The sequence below is a fragment of the Candidatus Igneacidithiobacillus taiwanensis genome (assembly GCF_031962545.1).
GTDB lineage: Bacteria > Pseudomonadota > Gammaproteobacteria > Acidithiobacillales > Acidithiobacillaceae > Igneacidithiobacillus > Igneacidithiobacillus taiwanensis.
On the sequence record NZ_JAVRKK010000136.1, the window covers coordinates 1 to 5526 of the forward strand.

General features: G+C 51.5%; 6 protein-coding genes. 4 read left to right on the plus strand and 2 right to left on the minus strand.

Annotation, left to right across the window (positions count from 1 at the left end):
- The 4 genes from RTI30_RS12085 to RTI30_RS12100 all read left to right on the plus strand — a co-directional run.
- Positions 1 to 194 (plus strand): ProQ/FINO family protein (locus tag RTI30_RS12085; RefSeq protein WP_312283855.1); only part of this gene is annotated, 194 nt, incomplete at its 5' end.
- A 94-nt stretch (positions 195 to 288) separates the two neighbouring features.
- Complete coding sequence (locus RTI30_RS12090; RefSeq protein WP_312283856.1) at positions 289 to 1017, plus strand: hypothetical protein; 729 nt, start codon at positions 289 to 291, stop codon at positions 1015 to 1017.
- 1163 nt (positions 1018 to 2180) lie between these two features.
- Positions 2181 to 3200 carry an integrase domain-containing protein gene (locus RTI30_RS12095; protein ID WP_312283857.1) on the plus strand — a complete coding sequence of 340 codons (1020 nt, stop codon included), beginning with the start codon at positions 2181 to 2183 and terminating at the stop codon, positions 3198 to 3200.
- Positions 3197 to 3616: a hypothetical protein gene (locus RTI30_RS12100; RefSeq protein ID WP_312283858.1), complete on the plus strand. Its 420-nt coding sequence runs from the start codon at positions 3197 to 3199 to the stop codon at positions 3614 to 3616. Before RTI30_RS12095 ends, RTI30_RS12100 begins: the two co-directional genes overlap by 4 nt.
- A gap of 174 nt (positions 3617 to 3790) precedes the next feature.
- On the opposite strand, the gene RTI30_RS12105 is transcribed toward RTI30_RS12100, so the two are convergent.
- Together RTI30_RS12105 and RTI30_RS12110 are read right to left on the minus strand one after the other, a co-directional pair.
- The gene (locus tag RTI30_RS12105) at positions 3791 to 5035 is read right to left on the minus strand and encodes a replication initiation protein (RefSeq protein ID WP_312283859.1); all 1245 of its coding nucleotides are present in this window, start codon (positions 5033 to 5035) and stop codon (positions 3791 to 3793) included.
- Positions 5036 to 5340: 305 nt separating this feature from the next.
- On the minus strand, positions 5341 to 5526 hold a 186-nt coding region (locus tag RTI30_RS12110; RefSeq protein ID WP_312283860.1), incomplete at its 5' end, for a hypothetical protein.

The following is a 5526-nucleotide window of genomic DNA, read 5'->3' on the forward strand; positions in this document are numbered from 1 at the left end:
CAATAAGAGATGAGTATCTAGAGAGCATTATCGAAAAAACTCAACGTTTTGACATACACGGAAACCCTGTTGGCGAGATCCGCGATGAAGATAAAGCTCGCGCACAAAAGGAACTTGAAAGACGTAAGAAAAGAAGGGAGCGAATGAAGATGGAGAAAGAAAGTCAGGCGGAACAGGATCGCGAGACGGAATGATGCAAAAAGTCCCATGGCCGGAAAAATGGCAGGCTCCCTAGTGGTTTTACATTCGCATTAAAATCGCAGATCCACCAGAAGAGGAAATGGAGCGATGAAAAAGCAAAATCGGAAATTCTGTGCCACCTTGGGCATCATCACCGCCGTCGCAATGTTGAGCGGCTGCGCGGCCAACTTGAATATCCCTGGTAGCAATCCGCTGCGGCAGACCAGCTATGTGCAGCAAAACTATAAGGGCCATGCCTTCGAGGTCGGCTCTGTTACTTTGGCGAACCCGAAGATGAACAAACCAGCGTGGGATCACCCGTTGCCCGGGAAGTATTACCTGAAGCTGATCCGCGCCGAACTCCTGGCTGCGTTCCAGCATTATCACCTTGGCGACGGTACCAAACCGGCATACAAGGTGAACGTAGCGGTAAAGAATTGGCATTTTGTGTCAGGTGAGGGTTGGACAGTTGGGCATCTCTACGCCGACACCAGCGTGGAAAACCCGCAAACCGGACAAGTTGCCCCTCCATTCCTGGTTAAGGTATGGGATTTTGGCGGATACAGAGGCGCATACTGGTTTGCGCCTTCCTGGGATTATTGCCGCCGCCTACCTGTTGGTCTGGGCGTATTCGTTGCCAAGGATATGAAGCGACTTCAGGAAGGGAAGTCACTGGATAACTACTCCAATGGCGAAGATACTTTTTTAAGCGCAGACAGACCACAGTTCCGTGGTGTCATCACGCCCGGCAATTCCCTTAGCCAGGAACAAATCGAACAGATCACCGGCCTGAGCAAAGCCCAATTGGAGGCCTACGCGAAAAAGGCGGGAAGTTGAAGCGTCCAAAAAGGCCGTAAGCAGCAACGAAAAACGCCGACGATGCTTTGTCGGCGTTTTACTTGGCATTTTGGGGCCCAAAGAGAGCTACGCAGGTAGCTCTTGCAGCACTCACAGCGTAGGTATAGGATAAAAGAACTGTACCGCCATTCGTCATCGACGATAAACCGCCGCCGGCCCCGGCTAAATCCTTCCCTGACCGCCACGTCTGACGTGCGCGAAAATCGACCAAGATTTTGCCTTTTTTCAGCTACCAATATCGCAGCGAATAGCAGCGATCAACTGATATTTTCTAGATACTTGAAAACAACAGCGATAATAGCCACAGTGCGTTAAGCACACGCCGAAATAATACCACCAGCCCGTAGGTGTGAATAAGGCAAGATGCTTGTAACTTGGTATTTTCGCATACGTTAATATATCGCAATAATGCAGAGTTAGCATTTATTGCGGATAATAGAGACGCGACCGCCGAAGGCCGGGAGCGTCACTAGGAATATGCCATAAGTACGGGCGCGACTGCGATAGCCAGGAGCGCCGATATCGGCAGCCTGTCTCTTTTGCGAGCGTAGCGAGCGAAAGAGACAGGCAGGGGAACATCCAAATAACTATCTAATATTGCTATACTTTTTCGGCTAGAAGCCATATCGGATCAATGCGGGTATCATGCAGAATCACCCGCCACACCCCGCTTGCGGTGCCCAGGACACGGCACGACTGACCCACAAATCGCAAGCGCGGAAATTGTCCCTTGTATAGTCCAGCCAGGGATAAAAACTGTTCGCCAAGCAGATGCGACTAAAAAATGCTGCTTTTCTCCCGTGGAGTGGCCGCCCCCAACAGTCTATGTATAGGCAACATAGGCAGGCGTGCATGCAACACTTACCATGGTCGCAGGGTCAGGGAGAAAGCCCGATACTCGAAAAATTGCCTAGCAAATCTTCTTGTGCCCAATGATGCGGCCATGGGGAGTATCGGGACAGTTGTTAATCAACAGAATTATTGATTAGAAAGATCGTGTTTGAAAAATAAAAAAGTATATTACCGCACTTTATCAACATCTAAGATTAAAAAAATACAAATATTGCACGAACGTTGTATTATTCGCATATAACCTTAGATAAATACGGGCACTTATAACTATATTCCGATGATACAAATATATGGCTAATAGCCATTTCGATCAAAAAGCCGGCGGTCTATTAGACGTCGGCTTTTTGTTTCAGCACATTCTTTTTGAGTGTGCTGAAACAAAAAATTTTTTCCAAGGAGGTGTAATTATGTCAAGGAATTACGGCATCGGAACCCGTGATCTTGGTACAGCAGGCCGTTTATGGCTGCAAAGGCCGCAATCTGGCCTATCTTACTCGTCTATAGCTACATATTCCCGCTCATGGGAAGGAGGCTTTGCGCCTTTTGCAAAACAAAATGGGGTTGGTCGAATGGAGCGAATTGACAAAGAATTGGTAAATAATTTTGTAAAGAATCTTGTAAAACAAGGGCATAGCGCGGCTACGATTAAAAATTATATTGCGGCTATTAACACTGTAATGAAGCAAGCTAATCCTGAGTGGAAATCAATAAAACCATCAGATATTGGCGCACCGCGCCGCTCTTATGTGCGTACAAAAGCGCCGATACTTGATCGTGAGCCGCTGATAAGAGCAAAAAATAGCCTGACTGATGACCGTGAAAAAATTTTGATAGATTTGGCGCGGGATTTTGGGCTTAGGAAAAAAGAGGCGTGTCTTTTCGATGCTAAAACAGCACAAAAAGAGGCTAAATCTGGCCGAATTACGATTTCAACGGGTACGAAAGGGGGGCGTGTGCGGATCGTGCCCATCACTAATCAGAGGCAAATCGACACAATAAACGCCGCAGCTAGGATTCAAGGAAAGGACCGCTCAATGATCCCCGCCAATATGTCTTACAAAGATTTTCGACCCACGATCGATCGTGTGAGCGCCGCCCTCAAAAGAGAAACCGGGCAGTCGCTGCACTCGCTGCGAGCAGCGTACGCTTGCCAGAGATACCGAGAAATTACTGGATATCATGCCCCTGTTATAGCTGGTAGAAGATTGGCAGACAAAGCCGCCGACTATCAGGCGCGAGCGCAAATCGCAACGGAACTCGGCCATGGACGGACAGACGTTGTCGCCGCTTACGTCGGGAGCGCACGATGACCAGACTACTGCGAGAGATCGACGATCTAGCGCGTGTCTATTGCCGGCATGGCGGAAAGAGCTACCGCCGCCGCCACAAGGGTATGTGGCGGGCTTTTGCACGGTTCTGCGAGCCGCTAGGGTGCTATAGCCTTGGGCAAATTGGAAAAAAACAGATTGAAACTTTCTTTGCTGATCTCAAAAAGAAGGGCCGAACAAACAACACACTGTATGAATACAAGCTGGCGCTTACAGCTTTGTTCGAAGCCGCCGATCGTACTCCGCCAGCGATCCTGGCCCGCATCGAGAATCCGAAGCCTACCCGCGCAGAGCGGCAACGCCGACGGATACAAAGGCAATGGCAGGAGGTAGCAGCCAACGACCCGATTTTCGAAAACAGCGAACCCCTCCCCCCACCCCATCCGTGCCAACCCTAACAACCTTGTCATTCACGCCGTCATACTCCCGCGGCCTTCGGCCTTGGGCGCTGCCCTGCGCCCTGCGCTCGCTCCGCTCGCTAGGTCTCGGCCAGCCTGATTTAGTTTTTATGGTTTATTCATTCGTCCAAAAGCGCTGTTATCTGATATAGGCCGCTCGTTCATTGCCAAACCCTACAAATCATCTGAGAGCCAGAACCCAATCGTCCTTCTGGGCACTCCAAGCTCTGCCGCGATCTCTTCCTGCGTGTATCCCTGCGCCCGCAAGAGCCTTGCGGTAGCACGGGCCTGCTCTCTGGTTAGCCTGCGGGCTTTGCCGCTGGCAATCCCGGCCTCTACCTGATTGGTCGCTGCCAATCCCCCACGTCGCCCCGCATCTGCCTGATTAGTGGCCCTCCTGCCTCTCTCGGCCTGTACCTCTGGCGTGTGGGTGCGTTCGATCAGATCTTGCAGACCTGCGGGCGTAATGTGCCGCCAAGTCCACTTGGCAATGCTCTTGGCAATCGCCCTAAGTTCCGATTCATAGAGGGGCGCGTGAAATTGCCTGTTAATGGCCCGTAAATGCCCCAAAATCGCATCCTGCCATCGAGGCAAGCCATTTGGTGCCCAATAGTCCCTAATCTCGCTGTAGGCCCATTTTCGTGCCACCTCGAAAAGGTAGACATTCCTGCCAGTTTGGAAGGCTTCTTCCGGGCTTTTTGGGACATAGCGCCGGGTATTGGCCGCATCGAGGTTCAGGTGCTCCGCCAGTTCGCCAAGGGTCCAGAGTCGATCATGGTAGGAATGAACAAGCCAGTCGGCATTGACCAGGTTCTTGCTCACCAAGCCGACATATTGGGGATCAGCATCCATCTTGACGCATAACCCGCGCTCTACGGCTGCCAGAAGCTGCAAGGGAGCCTGTCGGCCTGCCTGGGTGCGGGTAACGCCTGCCTTGAGGAAATAGAACAGGTGGCCGTGGCCGTTTTTCGGATTGATCGCTATGGCGTTCGGGATCGGCTCCACAGGGCTTTGCAGGTCGATACAGTGGTCCACGTCCAGCACGATATTCCAGACCTGTGTTGGTGGGTTGTGCTGGATGTATCGGTAGGCCAAGGCCTGCTTTGTAGATCGAATACAAAGGCCTTCGCTAAGGTCATCGCTGCAATAGGGTCGATTGGGTAGGTGTTCAAGCCACGGGCGTAGGGTCTCTGGGGTATCCGCCAGATCGGTGGCTAGTTGCTTAGTGGATTGGGTCTTGTGCTTATGCTTGCGGGCGGCCGTTTTGCCCTTACCCAAGTGCTGGGAAAGCCATTCTCGCCGGTATTTCTCGCCGTCTTTTGGTTTGTCGCGTATGTAATCCGCAATGTACTGCTGGAGATGCTCATGCGGAACAAGCCAGCCGCCCGGGAAAACATCGCGATTACGCTTGGAGGCCATGCTGCCCTCCGGTGCTCGCGTCTGCTGTCTGACGGGACCGGGGGGCTAGGTGCGAGGAGTAGCAGTTGCTATACTCTCCCCAGTCCCTGGTCGGACACCGTGCCCCGATCTCCTGAATGCCCGCGAAAGCTAGACAGGAATCGGGGCATCGCGTTTTCTGTATCATCGCAATGCCTTGTGTTTACAAACCATCCAGCGAATTTACTCCCAGACCCGCGAATCTGCCAAGTCTTCGATCCTAACCAACGGGAGGAAACGCGAGATAAAGGCTTTTTGTCTCATAACGCCCCCTCATCGGCAGGCGGCTAACCCAGCAAAATCAGGCTATCCGTTCCGCCGCGGGCCAGGACCACAAGACAGAATGGAACAAAAGGTCTTACAAAAGGGTAGGCCGCCATGGGCCAATAAGCGCTGCGATTCGGTATAAAAGTCGTCCTTGAGTTCCATACAAAATATTTTTTTGTATAATCAATAACTAAGTAATCATATTC

What these genes read in the sequence shown, in the direction of transcription:
- RTI30_RS12090 (WP_312283856.1), top strand. Translation starts at nt 289, where the DNA reads ATGAAAAAGCAAAATCGGAAATTCTGTGCCACCTTGGGCATCATCACC.
- RTI30_RS12095 (WP_312283857.1), top strand. Translation starts at nt 2,181, where the DNA reads ATGGCTAATAGCCATTTCGATCAAAAAGCCGGCGGTCTATTAGACGTC.
- RTI30_RS12100 (WP_312283858.1), top strand. Translation starts at nt 3,197, where the DNA reads ATGACCAGACTACTGCGAGAGATCGACGATCTAGCGCGTGTCTATTGC.
- RTI30_RS12105 (WP_312283859.1), bottom strand. Translation starts at nt 5,035, where the DNA reads ATGGCCTCCAAGCGTAATCGCGATGTTTTCCCGGGCGGCTGGCTTGTT.